The sequence below is a fragment of the Marinomonas epiphytica genome (assembly GCF_054780655.1).
In genome coordinates, this window is the sequence record NZ_BAAGVX010000036.1 from 1 (window position 1) to 21413 (window position 21413).

Sequence of the window (21413 nt, forward strand, 5' to 3'; positions counted from 1 at the left end):
GAAACACTAACAATTTACTTAATAAAGCGAATTGACGTGTTAGACGTCTCGTAAGACTTCAATTTCTTTTTGAAGCCTCCAGCGAGCGCCCACACAAATTATCTGATTATCTATTTTAAAGAGCGTTGCCGTTACACTTAAGCGACTCAATCTCTGTAAGAGTTTGAAGCCCTGTCCGTGTCAGCGAGGGCGTATATTAAGGATCTAAAGATTTAATGCAAGCACTTTTTAATAAAAATATATTTAAAATTCTCAATGCTTATTTTTGGAGGGATCGGGTTGGAGAGGCAATAAGCCCTATGACATCCTTAGCATTTTCTCGTTGCAAGGTCTTTTTCGGGTAGGTGAGAAAATAGGCTTCTTTAAGAGGAATTACCACGTCCGATACTTGCACTAGTTTCCCAATCGTCAACTCTTCACTCACTAGCAAGTTCTGACAAAGCAATAGCCCCCTGCTATCAATGGCAGCATCGATTGCTAAACTTGATAGGTTGTACTGCAACATCTGCTCCTGCTTACCCTCCACTACCTCTGCTTTCAAAAGCCAATCCGACCAGGAAGGCAGATTTAAATTATCTTGCCCCCAGTTCACGTCCAGTTTTGGCAGCAGAGCAAGATCATCATTAGAACACGTACCTTCTATTTTTTCTAATAAATCCGGACTAGCGTATACCCCGACTACATCTCTAAAAAGATACATACTCTCGTCGTTTTGGGCACCAGAAAGGCCGTAGGTTATAGCAGCATCTTGCTGACCATGAGAAAAATTCACTTTACTATGGCTTGCTTCTACATGGATTTCTATTTCTGGGTGATACTCCATGGCACTATAAATTCTTGGCATTAGCCATTTACTGGCAATACTAGGGGGGGCAACAATAGTGAAAACATGTTTATTTTTTGCCGAATCTAATGCTCTTTTACCTTGATTAAGCAGGTCAAATGCCTGATCAACATAATAAAGATATTGCTTACCTTCTGGCGTTAAAGACACACCTGCTTTAGAGCGCTCAAACAAAACAGCTTCTAACTGTATTTCTAACTGGCGAATTTGTTGACTTACGGCTGCTGGCGTAACACCTAAGATTGAAGCGGCTGCCGCAAAACTCCCCTCTTTTGCGGCAATAACGAAGGTTTGCAGATTATTAAACACTGGTATCATGTTTTTCCCTAAAGCCTCACCAACCCCTATAGGAGCCGAACAAAATAGTTATACAATAAATGCTTTGAGCTATCAAAAGCCAAGATAGTTCAATCGACTACAAACCATTTCTATCGTTACAATGTAATGGATTACACTCACAAAGAAAACGCGCAACAATTAAACATAACAAGTCATTACATTCCGTTTACTCAAAAAAAACCAGTGCTTTCGAAAAATCAAAAGCACTGGTTTTAGAGGCAAAGGTCTAATTAGCCAGCCACGTAGCTTAACATGACACCCGCAGCAACAGCTGAACCAATTACACCCGCAACGTTTGGCCCCATGGCGTGCATCAACAAGAAGTTTTGTTTATTGGCTTCCAGTCCTACTTTGTTCGCTACGCGAGCAGCCATAGGAACAGCAGACACACCAGCAGCACCGATTAAAGGGTTAATCTGATGAGATGAAAACTTATTCATCATTTTTGCCATCAGTACACCCGCTGCGGTACCAATTGAAAAGGCAACTAGACCAAGAGATAGAATACCCAAGGTTTCTAAGTTCAAAAACGCTTCTGAGCTAAGTTTTGAACCAACACCTAAACCTAGAAAGATAGTCACAATATTGATCAAGGCATTCTGGGCTGTATCACTTAAACGATCTACAACACCACACTCTTTCATCAAATTACCAAAACAAAACATACCCAACAAAGGTGCCGCACTTGGTAGAAACATCGCCACCATCACGGTAACAACTATTGGAAAGATAATTTTTTCTGCTTTACTTACCGTACGCAGCTGCTCCATTTTAATCGCACGCTCATCTGGCGTAGTTAGAGCGCGCATGATAGGTGGCTGAATAAGCGGCACCAAAGCCATATAAGAATAAGCTGCCACCGCAATGGCACCCAAAAGATCTGGTGCTAAACGGCTAGCAACAAAAATGGCCGTTGGACCATCCGCACCACCGATAATACCGATCGCCGCTGCATCCGCTAGAGTAAAGTCCATAATACCAGCAGCACCCAGCACAACAGCTCCAATGACTGTCGCAAAAATACCAAATTGAGCAGCGGCACCAAGCAACAGTGTTTTTGGATTAGCCAGCATAGGACCAAAATCCGTCATGGCCCCCACACCCATAAAGATCAATAGAGGAAAGAGCCCTGTCTCTATACCACCATGATAGATGTAGTACTGCAAACCACCCGGAGACACCATATGCCCAGCGGCATCATATACAGGAGCCGCAGTGAAGCCTGCTCCTGGAATGTTCACCAACACTGCGCCAATACCGATAGGTAATAATAGCAGTGGCTCAAAGCCTTTTTTGATTGCTAGGTAGACCAATAGAAGGCCTACACAGATCATCACAAACTGACCAAACTCTAATTGATAAAAGCCGGTATCGTGATATAGGTTTAATAATTTGCTTTCCATTATTCAATACAGCCTTTTATAGAGTTAGTAGAGCTTGACCCACTTGCACTGAGTCGCCTTCTTTCACATTAATTGCACCAACTACTCCTGACTTAGGTGCAGAAATTTCGGTCTCCATCTTCATGGCTTCCAAAATCATGACCGTCTCACCTTCAGCCACTTGCTGGCCTGGAGATACAAGCACTTTAAAGATATTACCCGCTAATGGAGAGGGTACATCCTCACCACCAGAAGCAGGAGCTGGAGTAGCAGCCACAGGTGTGCTCGGCGACACATTCGATGCCACAGTTTGTATTTGACTCACATCACCGCCATCAGTCACTTCAACAACATAGCTTTGGCCTGCTACTGTCACTGTATAGACTCCGGTATCAGCGGCTGCTTGAGAAGCGTCAGGCAATACATCATTTGCTGACGGAACTGGCTCAAAGGCATCGGCATCACCGCGATTTTGCAAAAACTTAAGGCCAATTTGAGGAAACAAAGCGTATGTCAGAACATCATCAATCTGATCTTCTGCCAACTTCACGCCCTTCTCTTTGGCTAAACCTAGCAATTCGTCAGTCAACTTTTCAACTTCTGGCGATAGCAAGTCTGCAGGGCGACAAGTAATAGCTTCTGAACCATCTAACACGCGCTCTTGAAGCTCTTTATTAAATTCAGCAGGAGCTGCGCCGTATTCGCCTTTAAGAATCCCAGCCGTTTCCTTAGAAATAGATTTATAACGCTCACCCGTTAAAACATTTAATACAGCTTGGGTACCAACGATCTGAGAAGTTGGCGTAACAAGAGGAATTAAACCTAGATCCTCACGGACTTTCGGAATTTCTTTTAGCACATCATCAAACTTATCGGCAGCACCCTGCTCTTTCAGTTGGTTCTCCATGTTGGTCAACATGCCACCCGGAACCTGAGCAATAAGAATGCGAGAATCCGTACCTCGTAGCGACCCTTCAAATTTCGCGTATTTCTTACGCACATCACGGAAGTATGAAGCAACCTCTTCAAGCTTGGTTAAATCTAACCCTGTATCTCTATCTGTACCCTGTAATGCAGCCACTACAGATTCTGTTGCACTGTGGCCATATGTCATCGACATGGAAGAGATTGCCGTATCAACACGATCCACACCGGCTTCAGCCGCTTTTAGAATAGTCATATCTGATAGCCCAGACGTGGCATGAGCATGGAGGTGAACTTCCAACTCTGTTTGCGCTTTCAACAGGCGAACCAACTCAAACGCATCATAAGGCGTTAAAATGCCAGACATATCTTTAATGGCAATAGAGTCTGCCCCCATATTCTCAAGGGTTTTCGCATAATCTACCCAATTCTGGGTGGTATGCACTCGGCTCTTAGTATAAGAAATAGTGCCTTGTGCATGCTTTCCTTGACCTTTGACAGCTTTAATCGCTGTTTCAAGGTTACGAGGATCGTTCATCGCATCAAAAATACGGAAAACATCGACACCATTTACTGCAGCACGCTCAACAAACTTGTTTACCACATCATCAGCATAATGGCGGTAACCCAATAAGTTTTGACCACGTAATAGCATTTGCTGAGGCGTATTTGGCATCACTTTCTTAAGCTCACGAATCCGCTCCCATGGGTCTTCACCAATGTAACGGATACATGAATCAAAGGTTGCACCGCCCCATGACTCTAAAGACCAGTAACCAATTTGGTCTAGCTTTTCGGCAATTGGAAGCATGTCATCAATGCGCATGCGAGTTGCGAATAAAGATTGGTGAGCATCACGTAGAACGACGTCTGTAATACCTAGAGGTTGTTTTGTAGTTGTCATGTTTCAGCCTCAGCAAGAAATTAGTTAAGATTTTTACTTTTACGGTGTTGTTGAATAGCCGCGGTAATCACAGCCGTCATATGAGCATCTACTGCTGGCGCAGCTTGCACACCACTTTGAGCCGCAGACTGAACAGGAGCAGGAGCCTGAACCTCAGGGAAAAAGCGATTTAATAAACGCGACATGTAGCTGGTCGCAAAAATAAGTAGAATCAGGAAGGAGAATACAAACCCCATACCCAAAACCATTAAGCCAACACCGTCTTCAAGCAGTCCGTTCATAGAATTTATACCTATACACTTATCTTGTTTGTCAGCGCCGAATGTGCTCATATGCTCATTCATTACACTGTTTCGTAAATTGTGCTCTATTTTTTACCACAAACCAGAACAGTTTGATATTTTTTTTACATAACAGTTTGACATATTTCGTGAACAATCCTCAAAAATCAGCAAAAAATTCGCACTCCTTGACAAAAAAACAACCATTGACGCTCGCCGTCGCCCCAATGGAAGGGGTAATGGATCACACCATGCGAGCCTTACTCTCACAGATTGGCGGCATGGATTACCTTGTCTCTGAGTTTGTTCGTGTGACTCAATACGCGATCCCCAGCCATACCTTCAAGCGGCTCGTCCCGGAAAACCAGCATGGCGCCCAAACTCGCCACCAACACCCTGTCCACACACAGCTATTAGGCAGCAATGCCGAGCTAATGGCACAAAGTGCTTATGCCGCACATTTAGCCGGTGCAAATCACATAGATATTAATTTTGGTTGCCCTGCTAAAAGAGTGAATGGGCACGGAGGAGGCTCAGTACTACTACAATACCCAGAAACCTTATATGACATTGTTTCTAGCATTCGCGAGGCACTGCCTAAATCAGTGGTCGTTTCTGCAAAAATAAGGCTAGGGTATGAAGACGAACACTTACTCTTTGATAACGTGGACGCCATCAGCTCAGCTGGCGCTCAAAAACTAACTGTTCATGGCCGAACCAAAAAAGATGGCTACCGCCCACCAGCAAGATGGGAAAAAATTGCCCTAATCAATGAAAGAACCAAAATGGAAGTGGTGGCCAACGGCGACATCACAGATTTCCATTCCCTCATGCAATGTCAAGAAATAACAGGTTGTAATCACTTCATGATTGGCCGCGGCTCCCTAAACAACCCTTTTGTTTTTGAAGAGATAAGAGCCGCCCTAACAGGGCAAATAGCAAAGACAAAGGAAGAAAGGCTGTATGAAGTTTTTGCAGATTACGCTCAACAATTGCAGGAAGTCTATGACGAGGTCGCGACACTAGGGCGGTTGAAACAATGGTGCGGACACCTACGCTTTCATTTTCCTGTCGTAAAAGACAACCTGCAAGCCCTAAGAAGAGCAAATAGCTTTATTGACTTCATGCAAGTATTTGAACAAGCAAGAAAACAACAATAATTAAGACAATGGGTAAAAAGTCAAATACAGAAAAAGAAAATTGAAAAATAAGAAAGGGGAAAAGATGGCGCATCCGAGAGGATTCGAACCTCTGACCGCTCGGTTCGTAGCCGAGTACTCTATCCAGCTGAGCTACGGATGCGTAACTTGGTATACTTTTATAATGGCGCATCCGAGAGGATTCGAACCTCTGACCGCTCGGTTCGTAGCCGAGTACTCTATCCAGCTGAGCTACGGATGCACATCATAAATTTTACTTAAGACCAAAGTAATCTACAACTTACTATGGAATGTCGAAATGGCGCATCCGAGAGGATTCGAACCTCTGACCGCTCGGTTCGTAGCCGAGTACTCTATCCAGCTGAGCTACGGATGCGTAATTTCAAACTTCAGTAATAAACATTAAAAAGGATAGCTTCTAATGTAAAACTTGAAATGGCGGAGAGTGAGGGATTCGAACCCTCGATGAGTGTTAACCCATACACCCTTAGCAGGGGCGCGCCTTCGGCCACTCGGCCAACTCTCCAAACAAGTGCGGCGTAGTATATACTGCCTATCCGCTATGTAAAGGCCTTAAAGCAATTTTTTTAAAAAAAATTAATCTTCTACAACCTGTTCATCTTGTTCTTTTTGAATGCGTAGGTAAATCTCTTCGCGATGCACTGAGACATCTTTTGGCGCATTAATACCAATACGTACTTGATTACCTTTAACACCTAAGACGGTTACAGACACTTCATCACCAACCATTAGGGTTTCTCCAACCCTGCGAGTAAGAATTAGCATTGTCTTTTCTCCCTGTATATAAAATAAATAGTGAATCCAGCCTTAACCGAACCCTCTTGTAGGATTTTGCCTACACAACTTATTCTAACCGTCATTTAATGGTTTTTCTATCCCTGTTTACAAAACCACTAAGCAATTTAACTAAGACTCACTTGCCTCCATGACACCAGAATCCAATTTAAATGCTGAATGTAGTGCTCGCACAGCAAGCTCCATGTACTTTTCATCTAAGATGACAGACACTTTTATCTCAGAGGTAGAGATAAGCTGAATATTAATAGACTCTTCCGCCAATGCTCTAAACATACGGCTAGCTACACCAGCATGGGAGCGCATTCCCACACCTACAATTGAGACTTTCGCGATCTTCGCATCAGATAACACATCGCGAGCACCCAGTTCTTGCTTAACATTATTCAGAATATTAAGCGCTTGTTCATATTCGTTACGATGCACTGTAAAGGTAAAATCTGTCGTTCCATCCACAGAAATATTTTGCACTATCATATCGACTTCGATATTGGCATCACTGATTGAACCCAGAATATGTGAAGCAATCCCTGGTGTATCAGGCACTTCTTTGAGAGTTAATTTTGCTTCGTCACGATTAAATGCAATACCAGAAACGGCAGGTTGCTCCATATTTTTACTCCCCTCTGTGGTGATCAAAGTACCTTCACCTTCACTAAAACTCGACAATACTCTTAATGGCACTTGATATTTGCCCGCAAACTCTACAGCGCGAATTTGTAAAACCTTCGAACCTAGGCTGGCCATTTCTAGCATTTCTTCAAAGGTTATTTTATCTAACCTACGGGCGCTATCGACGACTCTTGGGTCTGTCGTATAAACACCATCAACATCAGTATAGATCTGACATTCATCCGCCTTAAGCGCCGCAGCAAGAGCAACACCTGTGGTATCAGATCCGCCACGCCCCAAGGTAGTAATATTGCCATCTTCATCAGCTCCCTGAAAGCCGGCTACAACAACAACTCGACCCGCATCCAGATCTGCTTGCATAGGCTCTGTATCAATGTGCTGAATACGAGCTTTTGTATGGGCGCTATCCGTGGTGATTCGTACCTGCGAACCTGTATAAGAGCGCGCATCTAAACCACGCTTCATTAAGGCCATTGATAGCAACGCAATAGTAACCTGCTCACCAGTGGATAACAGCACATCCATTTCACGAGCGCTAGCCGATGAATCAATCTCCTTAGCAAGAGCCACCAACCTATTGGTTTCTCCACTCATAGCAGACACTACGACAACAACATCATCGCCATTTTGCTTATGCCTTTGTACTCGGTCAGCCACCGCTTCAATACGTTCAACCGTACCGACAGACGTACCACCGTATTTTTGAACTAACAACGCCATAGTTATTTATACCTATTTACAAATCGCAGGCTTACTAGAAACACTCTAGTAAGCCATGAGTCCGACTAAACTCTTTCTTCTACCCAGGCAGGTACAGCGGCCAACGCCTCAGGCAAAGCAGACGGGTTATTGCCACCTGCTTGGGCCATATCCGGACGGCCACCACCCTTACCATCAACAAGTGGTGCCACCATCTTGATTAGATCACCGGCTTTCACTTTTTTGGTCAGCTCTTTAGTAACACCCGCGATCAAACTCACCTTACCATCATTAACCGCCGCCAATAGAATCACTGCCGACTCCAGCTTGCTCTTCAATTCATCTAACAAGCCTCGAAGTGCTTTAGGATCTTCAAGCTCTACTTGCGCAACCAATAATTTACCGTCAGCAATATCAACAGCTTGTGAAGCCAAATCAGCGCCAGCTAAAGCAGCCATTTTGCTCTTCAGTTGTTCAAGCTCTTTCTGCAAACTGCGCGCAAGCTCATTCAAAGCTGTTACTTTATCCAACGCCGTGTCTTTATTGCCCTTTACGATTCCAGCAATACTAGACAGTGTTTGCTCGGTCTGGCGCACATGATCAATAGCCGCCTTCCCAGTCAATGCTTCGATACGACGAACACCTGCGGCAATACCGCTCTCAGCAACGATTTTGAACACACCAATATCACCAGTACGTTCAACATGGGTACCACCACAAAGCTCAATAGAATAATCCGCCCCCATGGTTAACACACGAACTTGACTATCGTATTTTTCACCAAACAGAGCCATCGCCCCTTTTTGCTTAGCGGCTTCAATACCCATGATGTCGGTTTCAACAGGACGATTTAAACGAATTTGCTCGTTAACCATATCTTCAATTTGCTCAATTTCTACGGAGCTAACCCCTTCAAAATGAGAGAAGTCGAAACGTAGCTTTTCTGGGTCGACTAAGGAACCTTTTTGCGTCACATGTTCGCCTAGCACACGACGAAGCGCTTCGTGCATTAAGTGTGTCGCAGAGTGATTGAGTGTCGTTGCTTTGCGCATAGAACGATCCACTTGAGCAACGATCTGGTCGCCAACTTTTAATACACCCTCTTTCAACTCGCCTTGATGCAAGTGAGCTTTATCTTGTTTTGTCGTGTTAGAGACTTTAAACGCCCCTTTGCCACGCAACCACCCCTGATCGCCCACCTGGCCACCAGACTCACCGTAAAAAGGTGTTTCTTTTAGAATGATTGCTGCACTTTGACCTGCTTCTAGTTGCTCGACAAAACCACCATCAACTAAAATGGCATCAATCACACACTGGCCTTCTAGGCTTGTATAACCTGTAAACTCTGTTGTGTTTTCCAGCTTCACGCCACCTGACATATCCATTGAGAAGTTACTTGCGGAGCGGGCACGGGCACGCTGCTCTTCCATTGCTTTAGCAAAACCATCTTCATCAATTTCTAGGTTATTTTCACGGGCAACATCATTGGTAAGATCCGCCGGAAAACCATAGGTATCGTAAAGTTTAAAAACCGTTTCGCCTGCAATGGTTTTACTCTCGCCTAACTGAGAAATCGCCTCTTCAAGAATTTTCATACCTTGATCAAGGGTTTTTGCAAACTGCTCTTCTTCTTTCAGCAAGATAGAAGCAACACGTTCTTTTAGCTTACGAAGTTCAGGGTAGGCATCCCCCATTTCTTTGTCTAACGCTTCGACCAAGGTATGGAAGAAAACGCCTTTTTGACCCAATTTATTGCCATGACGCACAGCGCGACGAATAATACGACGCAAAACATAACCACGACCTTCATTGGATGGCACAACACCATCAACGATCATAAAAGAACAAGAGCGGATATGGTCCGCGATCACTCGCAATGACTGAGATGACAAATCATCAATACCCACAGCTTTGGCAGACGCCGCAATAAGGTTCTGGAATAAATCTATTTCGTAGTTACTGTGCACACCCTGCAATATTGCCGCAATACGCTCAAGCCCCATTCCCGTATCAACAGAAGGTTTTGGCAGGGGAGCCATATCACCATTCGCAGAGCGGTTAAATTGCATGAAAACCACGTTCCAAATTTCAATAAAACGGTCACCGTCTTCTTCTGGAGTACCTGGAGGTCCACCCCAAATGTGTTCGCCATGATCATAAAACACTTCGGTACAAGGGCCACATGGGCCTGTATCACCCATCGCCCAGAAGTTATCTGATTGATAACGACCACCTTTGTTATCCCCAATACGGATGATCTTCTCTTCTGGCAAGCCAATTTTCTTATGCCAAATATCAAAGGCTTCGTCATCTTCAGCGTAAACGGTTACCAATAACTTCTCAGTAGGTAGCTTTAACACTCCGGTTAAGAATTCCCAAGCATAACCAATGGCATCTTCTTTAAAGTAATCCCCAAAGCTAAAATTACCCAACATTTCGAAGAAGGTGTGGTGACGAGCCGTATAGCCAACATTCTCTAAATCATTATGCTTACCACCAGCACGCACACAACGCTGTGAAGAGGTCGCTCGTGAATAAGGACGCAGATCTTCTCCTAAGAAAACATCTTTAAACTGAACCATTCCGGCGTTTGTAAATAATAGGGTTGGATCGTTACCCGGAACCAACGAACTGGATTCAACGATCTGATGCTGTTTCCCTTCAAAGAAGGACAAAAATGACTGGCGTAACTCAGAACTCTTCATAATGGGATGAGTCTCTATCTCTTTTAATCTAGGCGAATGGTATTGCGTAGCCGACCTTTCTCTCTAACTCGGCTCGATGCAATGAAAAGCACAAAATAATACACGCTAAAGACAGGTGTTTTCAAAAGAAACAGAAGGTTTTTTAAGCTTATTTTTGTATAAAGCTTAAACAAAAGCATCTTTAACGTCAGTAAAGATGCTTTTTAGCAAAACGGCGCGCTCAAAATACGCTGTATGCAGCCATTTCCTAGGAGTTTGAAGTAGTAGCGTTTTCTTCGGTTAAGTAGCGGTAAGTTGGCCTTGCGGTCATACGCGTTACCAGTTCATAACCAATGGTACCGGCGTGATCAGCAACGTTTTCAACTGGAACTTGCTCTCCCCATATCTCGACAGTCTGACCAAGAGACAAAGTTTGGCCAGCATCTTCCGCTTTCACCATGATCATATCCATAGCCACTCGCCCCACCAGTGTGGCTGCTTGTCCATCGACAGTCAGTGGGGTTCCTGTATGAGCATGTCTAGGATAGCCGTCACCATAGCCGATGGCTACAGTGGCTAATTGGTGTGATTGAGATGCTTCATAAGTATAACCGTAACCGACTTTCGCCCCCTTTTGAATATCACGCACCGAGATGACTTTGGAGGTTAAGTTCATAGCAGGCTTTAACCCTAGCTGTTGGCCTGTCAGCCCTGCAAAAGGAGAAATCCCATAAAGCATAATACCTGGACGAATCCACCCACCTTCAGGAATAGCCCACTTCATTATGGCTGCAGAATTTGCCACACTTGCTGCTATGCCGCCTATTTGATGGCGTGCTCTTTCAAACTCAGTCAATTGTTCTAACGTTGCACTGTCTGCAATATCATCAGCACAAGCAAAATGCGTCATTAGCAGCACTTCTTCCACTAGATCGGCCTGTCTCAACTGCTCTACAAAGTGTTGTGCAGTTGCGGCATCAGCACCTAACCTATGCATGCCGGTATCCAGCTTAACAAACACTTTTTCAATTTTCGCAGACGCATCCATTAACCATTGCATCTGTTGGGCATTTTCAACTGCGGCCCAAAAACCATGCTGCTCACACAAAGCCCACTCTTGCGCTTCAAACACACCTTCAAGCAACATAATAGGAGACGTCACTCCCGCTTCTCTTAAAGCCAAGGCCTCTTCTATGGCCGCTACGGCAAAGGCATCAACCTCGTCATCAAGAAAAAGCGCCACCTCTTTAGCACCATGTCCATAGGCATTACTTTTTACAACCGCAAACGCTTTACGGTTCGGTTGTAGTTTCTTTGCGTAACGATAGTTGAATAAGATCGCGGTTAAATCTACCGTTGCAACCAGTGGCCTCGCCATTTCTTCCCCTTAAACTTAATATCTTGTGACTGCTAATGCCTGCGCATCTATGGCTGTTTTTTCTTCTGTCATAATATCGGCGATCACCGCCGCAGAACCACAGCTCATAGTCCACCCCAAGGTTCCATGACCTGTATTAAGGTACAAACCTTTAATTTTCGTCGCCCCTACTACTGGCGTACCGTCTGGCGTCATAGGTCGTAGCCCTGTCCAGTAATCTGCTTGTGTAAGATCACAGCCTTCACCAAATAAATCGCTAACTACATGGTTAATAGTTTCTGTGCGAGTTTTCGGCAATGCCAAGTTAAACCCATTTAACTCTGCTGTGCCCGCTGCACGAATTCGATTACCTAAGCGAGTTACTGCGACTTTATAGGTTTCATCCATTACGGTTGAGATCGGGGCAAACTGATCGTTCGATATTGGAACGGTTAAGGAATATCCTTTTACTGGGTATACAGGAATAGAAATATCCAAATCCGCTAAAAGTTTCTTCGAATAACTTCCCAAGCACACCAAAAGGTTATCAAAGTTCTGTAAACCCTGTTCAGTTACGATTCCTTGCACTTTCCCAGCCTGCACAGACAAACTTTGAATGTTAGCATTGAATTGAAAGTTAACACCCAAAGCTTCACACTCTTTCTGTAATGCTTGGCAGAAAGTAAAGCAGTCTCCAGTTTCATCCCCTGTTAGTCGCAAGCCGCCTTTGAATTTATCTTTCACGGAGGCCAGCCCCGTTTCCACCTGTGCAATTTGCTCTGGGGACAAAAGCTCATAAGGAACATCTAGCTCTTTTAACACCTTGATGTCTTTTTCCGCAGCTTCCACCTGTGCATCACTTCTAAACAATTGCAAAGTGCCCAATTGGCGGTCGTCATACTGAATACCAATATCCTGCCTCAGTGAAACGAATTGGTCTCGGCTGTATTCGGCTAGAGCCATCATGCGAGATTTATTTACCCGGTAACTGTTTGCGTTACACTGGCCAAGCATTTTGCCAATCCATTCTAGCTTAGCAAGCTCTGGTTGCAGGCTCACCTTTAAAGGAGCGTGTTTCTGCATCAGCCATTTAACGGCTTTCAAAGGTACACCTGGCGCAGCCCATGGCGCTGAGTAGCCAGGGGATATTTGCCCTGCATTCGCAAAACTAGTTTCCAGCGCCACCCCAGGCTGACGATCTACAACCGTAACAATCACCCCTTTTTTGGCAAGATAATACGCTGACGTCAACCCAACAACACCTGCACCTAAAATACATACCTGCATATCAAAACACCCAAACAATACAAAAGTTATATAAACTATTCTTTCATATGATTTTAAGTTTTATCATCTTATTTTATCTTAATAGCCAGACGATAAAACTTTACCAATTGAATTGTTTAGTTTTATATCCTGAACAACAAACTCTTTCCAATTGCTATTAATGATAGACTTATTTTTGCAAGGAGAATCACAATGAGCACACCCCCATCTACTTACGATCAAGCGTTAAATTTAGTCAGTCATCGAGAACACTCCCAACATGAAATAACGCAAAAGCTCAAACAACGGGGCTGTGAGCAAGAAGAAATTGAGCAAGCTTGCCAAAAGCTAAAGGAACTCAATTATCTAAATGATGAGAGATTTGCCGAGATTTACGTCCGCAGCAAGGCTGGGCAAGGAACAGGACCTGCACGAATTATTCAAGAACTGAATCAAAAGGGTATTCAATCCGAACTAGCCAAACACGCCCTAGAAAATGCGGAAGCTGATTGGTATGAACTGGCAAGACAGTTAAAAAGCAGAAAGTTTGGAGATCAAATACCGAAGGACTTTAAGGAAAAAGCAAAACAAATGCGCCATCTACAGTATCGGGGATTTAACTATGATCAAATCCAATACGCTTTAAGCCCGCAAGACCAATAACTCTCTTAGACAATAGCGATGCACTAAAATGACCAAAACCAACTTCCTCATTCTTCTTATTTTATCCGCTATATGGGGAGGCTCATTCTTATTCATGCGAATTGCCGCTCCCGTTCTGGGGCCCGTTATACTGATTGAACTGCGTGTTGGCTTAGCAGCAGCCTTCCTTTTGTGCGTCGGCTTATTACTGGGTAAACAACTCGTTTGGCGCGAAAACTGGCGACACTTTCTTACATTAGGGACACTAAACGCTGGTATTCCATTTCTTTGTTTAGCCTTTGCAGCTCAGACATTATCAGCCTCTTTATTATCAATTATTAATGCAACGGCCCCTATTTGGGGAACACTCATTGGCCTTATTAGCCACCGTAATACTGTTGACATAAAAGTTGCTATAGGACTTTTGCTTGGCGTACTTGGTGTAACCCTACTAGTAGGTAGTGACCAGTTAATAGAAGAAGACGGCGCCTTCATAGCGATTATTATAGGTCTTGGTGCTCCGCTGTTTTACGGTATTTCTAGTCATTACGCCAAAAGCGCCAAAAAGCTAGACGCCTTCACCAACGCTAATGGCAGCATGTGGGGCGCCGTTATTCCCTTAACGCCTATGGTCTTTTTCTTTCCCGTAAACAACTATGAGTTCACCCCTGCTGTCATTTGGTCCGTTGTTCTCATTGGCATTCTTTGCAGTGGTGTAGCCTACTTACTTTTCTTTCGATTAATCAGCGAAGTAGGTGCGACATCGGCTTTAACCGTTACCTTCCTTGTGCCTATTTTCGGTATTTTTTGGGGCTGGTTCTTATTAGATGAAAAAGTAGGACTGCATACTTTTTTAGGCTCCAGCATCGTCATCCTTGGAACAGCTTTAGTAACAGGGTTTAACCCCTTTAAGAAAACTCCTAAACACAACCAATAAAAAAGCAGGCTTGATGCCTGCTTATGTATTCTTGACTAAGGTAGTCGATGATTAGAACTCAAGTTGATCGGCTTCTTCTTTATCGGCCTTTTGAGCTTCTTCTGCTAACTTAGCTTTGCTAGGTAATAGCGTTTCACGAATCTTTGCTTCAACCGCTTGAGCAATTTCAGGGTTGTCAGCAAGGAATTGAGCAGCGTTGGCTTTACCTTGACCAATTTTATTCCCTTCATAAGCGTACCAAGCGCCAGACTTATCGATAAAGCCTTGTTTCACACCTAGGTCGATGACTTCACCCATGCGATAAATGCCTGCACCGTACATGATCTGGAACTCTGTCTGCTTAAATGGTGGCGCTACTTTGTTTTTTACCACCTTCACTCGGGTTTCATTACCAATTACTTCGTCGCCCTGTTTCACAGAGCCAATGCGACGAATATCTAGGCGAACTGAAGAGTAAAATTTCAGTGCATTACCGCCCGTTGTGGTTTCTGGTGAGCCAAACATCACGCCAATCTTCATACGAATTTGGTTAATGAAGACCACTAGACAGTTGGCGTTTTTAATAGAACCCGTCAACTTACGCATGGCTTGAGAAAGCAAACGCGCCTGTACACCAACAGAAGAACTGCCCATTTCGCCTTCTATTTCAGACTTAGGTACTAGCGCTGCAACAGAATCGACAATGACCACATCGACACTGTTAGAACGAACCAGCATGTCTACAATCTCAAGTGCTTGCTCACCAGTATCAGGCTGAGAAACCAACAGATCGCCGATATTTACTCCTAGCTTTTCTGCATAGCCAGGATCAAGAGCATGCTCGGCATCAATAAATGCACAGGTTTTACCTTGTTTTTGCGCTTCTGCAATGACACTTAGGGTTAAAGTCGTTTTACCTGAAGACTCAGGTCCATAAATTTCACAAATACGTCCGTATGGCAGACCACCAGCACCAAGCGCAATATCTAAACCCAACGAACCAGTCGAAACGGTTTCAATATCCAGCTTCGCCCCCTCGTCCATCTTCATGATTGCGCCTTTACCAAATTGACGCTCGATTTGAGATAAAGCAGCGTCTAACGCTTTCTTTTTGTTGTCTGCAGTCGATGACATAATGTAATCCTTGTGGCTAATGTTTCATTGCTGGTAACTCTAGCGCTTTTTACAGGGAATCTCAAGAAATACTGTATATAAAAACAGTATTATTTTTCTTCCAGTAAATCGACTATGCCTTGCAAGCTGGTCAGTACCGTTTGCTCACGCACTTGGCTCCGGTCACCAACAAATTGACAGCGTTTAACAACCGCTTGTGAGCCCTTTAATTGCCAGCCTATATACACACAACCCACAGGCTTTTCTGGCGAGCCACCTGCAGGACCAGCAACACCACTCACCGCAACAGCAAGACCACCACCAAGTTGTAGCGCCCCAGCACACATTTCTCGGACGGTTTGCTCTGATACCGCCCCATGAGCGATCAGGGTATTCTCGTTAACGCCCAACCCCTGCATTTTGGCTTCATTCGCGTAGCTAATCACACCACCGAAAAACCAAGCAGAGCTGCCCGCCAACTCAGTACAGGTTGCCCCAATTAACCCCCCTGTGCATGACTCTGCTGTTACAAGCATGATATTTTGCGCCATGAGAGCATCACTCGCTTTAACGGCTGCTTGCTGCATTTTTTCAAACTGATTCATTTTCCTATCCCTTAAATCCACTCACAATTTGCCGTAGAATACCCCCCTATTTTACGGATCACAATTGAGAAGCAGCGATGAGCAAATCGGCAAGCGATAACCACACTCCAATGATGCGCCAATATTTTGGTTTGAAGTCCCAACACCCTAACCAACTTCTTTTCTATCGAATGGGTGATTTTTATGAATTGTTTTATGACGATGCCAAACGTGCTGCTCAGTTATTAGATATTACATTAACCGCCAGAGGGCATTCTGGCGGTGCGCCGATTCCCATGGCCGGTATTCCTTTCCACGCCGCGGAAAACTACATAGCTCGCTTAGTTCGAATGGGCGAATCTGTTGTTGTTGCCGAGCAAACAGGAGATCCAACCACCAGCAAGGGGCCGGTAGAAAGACAAATCGCTCGTATTGTCACACCAGGCACCATAAGTGATGAAGCCTTTCTAGAAGAAAAGCGTGAAAATTTACTTCTGTCGCTTGCCCACCAAAAACGCAAAGGGTTGGATGTATTTGGTTTTTCATACTTAGACATGGCCAGCGGTCGTTTTTGTGTGTTCGAGGTGGATGGCTACGAGGCCTTAAGCAGCGAAATACAACGCTTGTCTCCCAAAGAAGTGCTTATTTCCGAAGACTTCCCCGCACGCGAAGCCCTAGCGTTAGAAAAAGGTATTTGTGAACTTGGGCCATGGCATTTCGATTATGACTCTAGCTACCGCCAACTGATCCAGCAATTTAACACTAAGGATTTGTCTGGTTTTGGCTGTGAAGCGCTTACGGCCGCAGTTTCGTCTGCTGGCGCTTTATTACAATACGCAAAGGACACACAGCGTTCGGCCTTGCCTCATATCCAGGCTATCACTGTTGAACATAAAGACCAGTCCGTATTAATTGACGGTGCGACCCGCCGCAACTTAGAAATAGACATTAACTTAACAGGTGGCACCTCAAACACGCTCATCAGCGTATTGGACGAATGTGCTACACCAATGGGCAGTCGCCTGTTAAAACGTTGGCTGCATACACCAATAAGAGACCTTGATGAAATCCAAGCCCGTCAACAAGTAGTCCGTGAATGCCAACAGCCAGGCATAACGCAAGCCCTTTATACCGCCCTCAAACAAGTTGGCGATGTGGAGCGCATTCTATCTAGGGTTGCCCTACGCTCAGCTCGACCACGTGACTTATTGCGCCTACGCTTTGCCCTAGAAGCACTTCCTAGTATTAATGAAGCCTTAAACGCCAGCCAAGCGGCTCGCTTGCAAGAACTCAACAGTCGTATTAAGGCGCAACCAGAGCTAACGCAAATACTTAGCAAGGCGTTAGTAGAAAACCCTCCTTCAGTGATACGCGACGGTGGCGTCTTCGACCAAGGGTATGACCCAGAACTAGACGAGCTGCTTAATCTATCTAGTAATGCTACCGAGTTTTTAGCAGAAATGGAGCGTACAGAAAAAGAGCGCACAGGGATCAGCTCTTTAAAAGTTGGCTTTAACCGTGTGCATGGTTACTATATTGAAATTAGCCGCCTGCATTCAGAACAAGCCCCTGTAGAATATATACGTCGACAAACATTAAAAAATGCCGAACGCTTTATTACTCCTGAATTAAAAACCTTCGAAGACAAGGCGCTAAGTGCCAAGTCAAAAGCCCTGGCTAGAGAAAAAGAACTCTACGAAGCGTTACTAGACCTGCTGAATAAGCAGTTGCAAGAGTTGCAAACTGCCAGCCAAGCCTTGGCCCAGCTGGATGTTTTAAATAATTTTTCCGAGCGTGCTAATGCCCTGAACTTTACCTGCCCTAATCTTCATAACAAGGGGGGTATTAATATTAAGGAGGGGCGACACCCGGTTGTCGAGTCCGTTATTTCGGATCCTTTTATCCCAAATGATTTAGTACTTAATCAAGAGCGCACATTGCTAATGATTACTGGCCCTAACATGGGGGGTAAGTCTACTTACATGCGGCAAATTGCTCTGATTACCTTATTAGCCCATACCGGAAGCTTTGTCCCTGCAAGCGAGGCCTCAATTAATGTAGTGGATCGAATCTTTACTCGTATGGGCTCTTCTGATGACTTGGCTGGCGGACGTTCCACCTTTATGGTTGAAATGACCGAAACCGCTAACATCTTGAACAATGCCAGCCAAAACAGCTTGGTCCTAATGGATGAGGTTGGCCGTGGCACCAGTACCTTTGATGGCTTATCTCTCGCTTGGGCAGCGGTTGAGCACCTCGCCAAGCAACTAAAATGCTATGTATTATTCGCGACACATTACTTTGAGCTCACGGCTCTGGCAGAACAGCTCGACAATGCTGCTAACGTTCACTTAACGGCCACCGAATATCATGACGACATTGTATTTCTGCATAAAGTGCACGACGGCCCAGCGAGCCAATCCTATGGGTTACAGGTCGCACAATTAGCAGGTGTACCAAAGACTGTTATTCAACATGCTAAACACAAGTTGGGCGAACTGGAAGTCGCAACGGACGACTCAGACAAACCACCTAAAATAGAACAAGGCGCAGCGCATATAACGCCATCAAGCCAAGCTGAGAGCTTACAACAGGCTGTTGTAGCGCCCTTACAAGGCGATATGTTTTTTGAGCCTGAACCCAGTATTTTAGAACAACGTTTAAAAGACTTAGACCTTAATAACATGACACCACTGCAAGCATTAAACGCGCTTCATGAACTCAAAGCTGAAATCTAACAAGGTGGAGCGAAAAGAACCGCAGACAAGATATAAGCTAATGACAGATAAATTTAGCATTTTCGCGAATCTTGCTTGCTGAGAAATTAGCATACCTCTAAAATAGAGAGAATTATTTTTTAAATACTTTGGAAGGAGAAGTCGAATGGCTTTCATCGTTACCGATAACTGCATTCGCTGTAAATATACTGACTGTGTCGAAGTTTGCCCTGTAGACTGTTTCTACGAAGGTCCTAACTTTTTGGCCATTAACCCAGATGAATGTATCGACTGTGCCTTGTGTGAGCCAGAATGCCCGGCAAATGCCATTTTTTCTGAAGATGAGCTACCAGAAGATCAAGAAGTTTTTGTTGAATTAAACCAAGATCTTGCACTGATTTGGCCAAATATTACCGAGAAAAAAGATGCCCTGCCAGATGCAACTGAGTGGGACGGTGTTGAAGATAAGCTTGAGCACCTAGAGCGCTAGGCCTTTTGTTCAAAACAAAAAAAAGAGCGATTTCAAATCGCTCTTTTTTTTATGCTCACTTCCTGTTAAGCGCTCATCCACTGAGTAAAACGTCACTGTTCACTTCACCCTGAAGTTACTGTTATCCTAACCTACAATCGGATCCATTCGATTGTTCAAAATCCTTATCGTTTTATCTAGCGACAGCTTCGGCACTTAATTCCTATTAAGCTTCACCTTACTAACAAACATCCTTGCTTGTTGCTAACATGAGTTTAATTTAGCAAAAAACAGATAGAAGGCAAGTACTATAGAAATACAAAAAATGATAACATATATTTTAAAATCAATGACTTAAACATAAATTACAAGCATAAAAGACCATTCAGCACAAAACAAAAATCCTTTCCCTACAAATGCGTCAGATATCGCTTACAAAAATCCCTTTAAACTGTTCATTTAAATTACCGCTAAAAACTCATCGACCCATTTAATAGCAGAGACATAGCTTGTTTGCATTGTTTCATCCTGTTCAAGCTGCCCCCCTTGACCATACTCTTCAATCAGGCTCAAGGTTTCACCTAAACGGCCTGCTCGTTGAATAATGGCGTTAATAAACTCATTAGGCAGGGGTAATTCACTTAGCACTTCTTCTAAGCTCATCCCAGTACACGCATCCATCATAGATAACATACCCGCTAAGAAATACTTGTCCTGGTTGCCATAACCTTTCGCTTGAGCGTAAAGTGCCATATGCTTCGCTCTCACCATGATTTGCTCAAGTAAAATTTGACGGTCCCCTACCATTTCCGACATTAGCAACATATTCGTAATGGATTTAAGTTGATCGGCACCAATCAACATGATGGCAAGGCGAACGGAATCCACGGTGGCTACAAGTCCAGTAACTGGGGAGTTCAGAAAACGTAATAATTTATGCACTAAACCCGCATCTTGGCTAACAATTCGCTCAAGTTCATCAACATCTAAATCCGCCTGCAAAAGAGATGACATGATCTGCAATAAAGTCATGTTATTCACTTTTGATGCCTTACTTGCCATTACCTCAGGTTTTTCGAAAAAGTACCCCTGAAAGTAATGCACATCTAATGCTTGACAGAATTGGTACTCCTGCCAAGTTTCAACTTTTTCTGCTATTAATTTAACATTGAAATCTTGCAGCTGCTGAACCTGCTGATGCAAACCCGTTTCACCTAACTGACGCATGTCTAACTTAATGTAATCTGCTAGTGCTACAAAGGGCACTAGTTTTGGTTCAAACTCAAAGCCACTCAGAGCGATATGGTAACCAGCAGCTGACCAACGCCTTAGTGCGGCCAACAAAATAGGATCAAAATCTGCGTTATTCAACACTTCGATGACCACTTTGTCTTTCTCAAAGGGGATGCCACTAGGCGCTAATAGATAATCCCGTGGTAGCTTTATAAAAGCGAGATTCGCCCCAACAAGGCTCCCCACACCGATGCCAAATAAAGCCGTTGCCATTACCTGAGAAGTGGCTGCCACTTCGTTAACAATGTCCGCACTGATAGAATGCGCACTTTTTCTGTAAAGAAGCTCATAACCCATTACCGCTAAATGCTGATCGACTATGGGTTGCCGAGCTAAAGCCATGGACGTGTAAGCACTATTTTCATCGCCGCTCATGCGCAAAACCTCAAC

Annotated in this window: 17 protein-coding genes and 4 tRNA genes; 5 read left to right on the forward strand and 16 right to left on the reverse strand. The window is 44.2% G+C overall.

Features of this window, described 5'->3' with window-relative positions:
* Positions 1-259 precede the first annotated feature (259 nt).
* From ACYVGZ_RS11750 to ACYVGZ_RS11765, 4 genes are all read right to left on the reverse strand, one after another.
* Entirely contained in the window at positions 260-1162 is a 903-nt protein-coding gene (locus ACYVGZ_RS11750) for a LysR family transcriptional regulator (RefSeq protein WP_460755698.1), read from the reverse strand.
* Positions 1163-1413: 251 nt separating this feature from the next.
* Positions 1414-2586, reverse strand: a complete 1173-nt coding sequence (locus ACYVGZ_RS11755) for a sodium ion-translocating decarboxylase subunit beta (protein WP_460755700.1) — start codon at positions 2584-2586, stop codon at positions 1414-1416.
* A gap of 16 nt (positions 2587-2602) precedes the next feature.
* Positions 2603-4393: a sodium-extruding oxaloacetate decarboxylase subunit alpha gene (oadA, locus tag ACYVGZ_RS11760; protein ID WP_460755703.1), complete on the reverse strand. Its 1791-nt coding sequence runs from the start codon at positions 4391-4393 to the stop codon at positions 2603-2605.
* Between the two features lie 20 nt (positions 4394-4413).
* Positions 4414-4674, reverse strand: coding sequence for an OadG family protein (locus tag ACYVGZ_RS11765; protein ID WP_460755706.1), 261 nt, complete (start codon positions 4672-4674; stop codon positions 4414-4416).
* A 227-nt stretch (positions 4675-4901) separates the two neighbouring features.
* Here ACYVGZ_RS11765 and ACYVGZ_RS11770 point away from each other — a divergent pair, with 227 nt between their 5' ends.
* Positions 4902-5834 (forward strand): tRNA dihydrouridine synthase, encoded by a 933-nt coding sequence (locus tag ACYVGZ_RS11770; protein ID WP_460756019.1) that lies wholly within the window; start codon positions 4902-4904, stop codon positions 5832-5834.
* Between the two features lie 65 nt (positions 5835-5899).
* On the opposite strand, the gene ACYVGZ_RS11775 is transcribed toward ACYVGZ_RS11770, so the two are convergent.
* The 9 genes from ACYVGZ_RS11775 to ACYVGZ_RS11815 form a co-directional block, all read right to left on the reverse strand.
* Positions 5900-5976, reverse strand: a tRNA-Arg gene (locus tag ACYVGZ_RS11775).
* A gap of 22 nt (positions 5977-5998) precedes the next feature.
* Positions 5999-6075, reverse strand: a tRNA-Arg gene (locus tag ACYVGZ_RS11780).
* Positions 6076-6133: 58 nt separating this feature from the next.
* Positions 6134-6210: transfer RNA gene (locus ACYVGZ_RS11785), tRNA-Arg, on the reverse strand.
* Positions 6211-6270: 60 nt separating this feature from the next.
* A tRNA-Ser gene (locus tag ACYVGZ_RS11790) sits at positions 6271-6360 on the reverse strand.
* Positions 6361-6431: 71 nt separating this feature from the next.
* Positions 6432-6620 (reverse strand): carbon storage regulator CsrA, encoded by a 189-nt coding sequence (csrA, locus tag ACYVGZ_RS11795; RefSeq protein WP_460755708.1) that lies wholly within the window; start codon positions 6618-6620, stop codon positions 6432-6434.
* A 141-nt stretch (positions 6621-6761) separates the two neighbouring features.
* Positions 6762-8003 (reverse strand): aspartate kinase, encoded by a 1242-nt coding sequence (locus ACYVGZ_RS11800; RefSeq protein WP_460755711.1) that lies wholly within the window; start codon positions 8001-8003, stop codon positions 6762-6764.
* Between the two features lie 65 nt (positions 8004-8068).
* Positions 8069-10687, reverse strand: a complete 2619-nt coding sequence (gene alaS / locus ACYVGZ_RS11805) for an alanine--tRNA ligase (protein WP_460755714.1) — start codon at positions 10685-10687, stop codon at positions 8069-8071.
* Positions 10688-10934: 247 nt separating this feature from the next.
* Complete coding sequence (gene alr, locus ACYVGZ_RS11810) at positions 10935-12044, reverse strand: alanine racemase (RefSeq protein ID WP_460755717.1); 1110 nt, start codon at positions 12042-12044, stop codon at positions 10935-10937.
* A gap of 15 nt (positions 12045-12059) precedes the next feature.
* Complete coding sequence (locus ACYVGZ_RS11815; RefSeq protein WP_460755720.1) at positions 12060-13310, reverse strand: D-amino acid dehydrogenase; 1251 nt, start codon at positions 13308-13310, stop codon at positions 12060-12062.
* A gap of 192 nt (positions 13311-13502) precedes the next feature.
* On the opposite strand from ACYVGZ_RS11815, the gene recX reads away from it, so the two are divergent.
* Positions 13503-13952 carry a recombination regulator RecX gene (gene recX, locus ACYVGZ_RS11820; RefSeq protein ID WP_460755722.1) on the forward strand — a complete coding sequence of 150 codons (450 nt, stop codon included), beginning with the start codon at positions 13503-13505 and terminating at the stop codon, positions 13950-13952.
* 28 nt (positions 13953-13980) lie between these two features.
* Complete coding sequence (locus tag ACYVGZ_RS11825) at positions 13981-14868, forward strand: DMT family transporter (protein ID WP_460755725.1); 888 nt, start codon at positions 13981-13983, stop codon at positions 14866-14868.
* A gap of 51 nt (positions 14869-14919) precedes the next feature.
* Here the strand turns inward: ACYVGZ_RS11825 and recA are convergent, their stop codons facing one another.
* Positions 14920-15981, reverse strand: a complete 1062-nt coding sequence (gene recA, locus ACYVGZ_RS11830; protein WP_460755728.1) for a recombinase RecA — start codon at positions 15979-15981, stop codon at positions 14920-14922.
* Positions 15982-16070: 89 nt separating this feature from the next.
* A complete protein-coding gene (locus ACYVGZ_RS11835; protein WP_460755730.1) occupies positions 16071-16565 on the reverse strand; it encodes a CinA family protein in 495 nt (164 codons plus the stop codon).
* Between the two features lie 77 nt (positions 16566-16642).
* On the opposite strand from ACYVGZ_RS11835, the gene mutS reads away from it, so the two are divergent.
* A complete protein-coding gene (mutS, locus tag ACYVGZ_RS11840; protein WP_460755733.1) occupies positions 16643-19282 on the forward strand; it encodes a DNA mismatch repair protein MutS in 2640 nt (879 codons plus the stop codon).
* A gap of 145 nt (positions 19283-19427) precedes the next feature.
* Positions 19428-19751: a ferredoxin FdxA gene (gene fdxA, locus ACYVGZ_RS11845; protein WP_460755736.1), complete on the forward strand. Its 324-nt coding sequence runs from the start codon at positions 19428-19430 to the stop codon at positions 19749-19751.
* Positions 19752-20189: 438 nt separating this feature from the next.
* Here the strand turns inward: fdxA and ACYVGZ_RS11850 are convergent, their stop codons facing one another.
* Complete coding sequence (locus ACYVGZ_RS11850) at positions 20190-21398, reverse strand: EAL and HDOD domain-containing protein (protein ID WP_460755739.1); 1209 nt, start codon at positions 21396-21398, stop codon at positions 20190-20192.
* Positions 21399-21413 lie beyond the last annotated feature (15 nt).

What these genes read in the sequence shown, in the direction of transcription:
- alaS (WP_460755714.1), bottom strand. Translation starts at nt 10,687, where the DNA reads ATGAAGAGTTCTGAGTTACGCCAGTCATTTTTGTCCTTCTTTGAAGGG.
- mutS (WP_460755733.1), top strand. Translation starts at nt 16,643, where the DNA reads ATGAGCAAATCGGCAAGCGATAACCACACTCCAATGATGCGCCAATAT.
- ACYVGZ_RS11770 (WP_460756019.1), top strand. Translation starts at nt 4,902, where the DNA reads ATGGAAGGGGTAATGGATCACACCATGCGAGCCTTACTCTCACAGATT.
- ACYVGZ_RS11815 (WP_460755720.1), bottom strand. Translation starts at nt 13,310, where the DNA reads ATGCAGGTATGTATTTTAGGTGCAGGTGTTGTTGGGTTGACGTCAGCG.
- alr (WP_460755717.1), bottom strand. Translation starts at nt 12,044, where the DNA reads ATGGCGAGGCCACTGGTTGCAACGGTAGATTTAACCGCGATCTTATTC.
- csrA (WP_460755708.1), bottom strand. Translation starts at nt 6,620, where the DNA reads ATGCTAATTCTTACTCGCAGGGTTGGAGAAACCCTAATGGTTGGTGAT.
- ACYVGZ_RS11765 (WP_460755706.1), bottom strand. Translation starts at nt 4,674, where the DNA reads ATGAACGGACTGCTTGAAGACGGTGTTGGCTTAATGGTTTTGGGTATG.
- oadA (WP_460755703.1), bottom strand. Translation starts at nt 4,393, where the DNA reads ATGACAACTACAAAACAACCTCTAGGTATTACAGACGTCGTTCTACGT.
- recX (WP_460755722.1), top strand. Translation starts at nt 13,503, where the DNA reads ATGAGCACACCCCCATCTACTTACGATCAAGCGTTAAATTTAGTCAGT.
- ACYVGZ_RS11800 (WP_460755711.1), bottom strand. Translation starts at nt 8,003, where the DNA reads ATGGCGTTGTTAGTTCAAAAATACGGTGGTACGTCTGTCGGTACGGTT.
- ACYVGZ_RS11825 (WP_460755725.1), top strand. Translation starts at nt 13,981, where the DNA reads ATGACCAAAACCAACTTCCTCATTCTTCTTATTTTATCCGCTATATGG.
- ACYVGZ_RS11850 (WP_460755739.1), bottom strand. Translation starts at nt 21,398, where the DNA reads ATGAGCGGCGATGAAAATAGTGCTTACACGTCCATGGCTTTAGCTCGG.
- ACYVGZ_RS11750 (WP_460755698.1), bottom strand. Translation starts at nt 1,162, where the DNA reads ATGATACCAGTGTTTAATAATCTGCAAACCTTCGTTATTGCCGCAAAA.
- recA (WP_460755728.1), bottom strand. Translation starts at nt 15,981, where the DNA reads ATGTCATCGACTGCAGACAACAAAAAGAAAGCGTTAGACGCTGCTTTA.
- ACYVGZ_RS11835 (WP_460755730.1), bottom strand. Translation starts at nt 16,565, where the DNA reads ATGAATCAGTTTGAAAAAATGCAGCAAGCAGCCGTTAAAGCGAGTGAT.
- fdxA (WP_460755736.1), top strand. Translation starts at nt 19,428, where the DNA reads ATGGCTTTCATCGTTACCGATAACTGCATTCGCTGTAAATATACTGAC.
- ACYVGZ_RS11755 (WP_460755700.1), bottom strand. Translation starts at nt 2,586, where the DNA reads ATGGAAAGCAAATTATTAAACCTATATCACGATACCGGCTTTTATCAA.